2 protein-coding genes are annotated in these 1,585 nt (G+C 70.6%); both read right to left on the bottom strand.

The genetic code is table 11. The features are described from left to right. The coding region (locus tag BN4348_RS59190) for a gamma-glutamyl-gamma-aminobutyrate hydrolase family protein (protein ID WP_084454764.1) at positions 1-545 on the bottom strand (545 nt) is incomplete at its 3' end. Further along, a partial coding sequence (locus BN4348_RS59185; RefSeq protein ID WP_066917786.1) for a glutamine synthetase family protein occupies positions 532-1,585 on the bottom strand: 1,054 nt, incomplete at its 5' end. The genes BN4348_RS59190 and BN4348_RS59185, both read right to left, overlap by 14 nt.

The raw sequence follows: 1,585 nt of genomic DNA, 5'->3' as shown, positions 1-1,585 counted from the left end.
CCCGCCACGGTGCGGACCGGCAACCTGGTGAACACGCCGTTGCCCGCCCGATGACCGCTGTGCCCCAGGACATCCGGGAGGTGCTGATGCAGCGTGCCGCCGAATGCGACGTTGAGGACCTGCGCGCCGCGACAGATGCCCAGTACCGGGAGCCCGCGGTCCAGCGCGCCCCGCAGCAGCGCTAACTCGAGGTCGTCGCGGTCGGTGCGGGGGCGGTCGGTGGCCGGGTGCGGATCCTGGCCGTAGCGGGCGGGGTCGATGTCGTAGCCCCCGGTGATCACCAGCCCGTCGAGGCGGTCGAGCAGCGCACCGGCGGTGTCGTCGTCCGCCGGCTGCGGCGGCAGCAGTGTCGCGATGCCGCCGGCCATGACGACGCCCTCGAAGTAGTCGGCCGGCAGATACCCCGCGGCGATGTCCCAGATCCCCGTCTTCACCTGCTCCAAATAACTGGTCAGGCCGATCACCGGCCTCGCCCTACGTGGCGATCGCGAGCGCGGCGTAGCCGGGCGGCGCGGGTTGCCACCGTCCGACTCAGAGGCGTTCAAACCCGCGCATCCTTTCCCAGTCGGTGACGGCCGCGTTGAAGGCCGCCAGCTCCACGCGGGCGTTGTTCAGGTAATGCGCGACGACGTCGTCGCCGAACGCCTCGCGCGCCAGCGCCGACGCCTCGAACGCCGCGGCCGCCTCGGCCAGCGTGGCGGGCAGCCGCTCGAGATCGGTTGCCTGGTAGGCATTCCCGACGTACGGCGCGGGGGACTCGAGGCCCCGTTCGATGCCGTGCAGCCCCCCGGCGATCAGGGCGGCCACCGCGAGGTACGGGTTGACGTCGCCGCCGGGAACGCGGCACTCGACGCGGATGTTGCGCCCGTGCCCGACCACCCGCAGGGCGCAGGTGCGGTTGTCCAGCCCCCAGGCCACCGCCGTCGGCGCAAAACTGCCGTCGGCAAATCGCTTGTAGGAGTTGATGTTTGGCGCGTAGAACAAGGTCAGTTCGCGCACGGTGGCCAACAGGCCGGCGAGGAAACTGCCGAATGTCGCCGACATGCCGTGCGGGCCGCCGTCGTCGTCGAACACCGCACCGCCGTCCCTGTCGCGCAGCGACAGGTGGATGTGGCAGCTGTTGCCTTCGGCCTCATCGTATTTCGCCATGAACGTCAGGCTCTTGCCGTGCCGGTCGGCGATCTCCTTGGCGCCGTTCTTGTAGATGGCGTGGTTGTCGCAGGTGACCAGGGCCTCGGCGTAGCGAAAGCCGATTTCCTGCTGGCCCCTGTTGCATTCGCCCTTGACGGCCTCGAACCGCAGGCCCGCCCCCTCCATTCCCAGCCGGATGTCGCGCAGCAGCGGCTCCATGCGCGCCGACGCCAGCATCGCGTAGTCGATGTTGTAGTCGCTGGCCGGCGTCAGCCCGCGATAACCGACGGCCCAGGCCTGGCGATACGACTCGTCGAACACGATGAACTCCAGCTCGGTGGCGACGTCGGCGAGCAGCCCGCGCGCGCCCAGCCGGTCGAGCTGCCGGCGCAGGATCGCCCGGGGAGCCACCGCCACCTCGCCGCCGTCGGCCCAGCCGAGGTCGGCGATCACC

Origin of the sequence: Mycobacterium interjectum, from assembly GCF_900078675.2 — a bacterium.
GTDB lineage: Bacteria > Actinomycetota > Actinomycetes > Mycobacteriales > Mycobacteriaceae > Mycobacterium > Mycobacterium interjectum.
The sequence above is the reverse complement of the archived record's forward strand: the minus strand, read 5'-3'. Positions and strand labels throughout refer to the sequence as shown.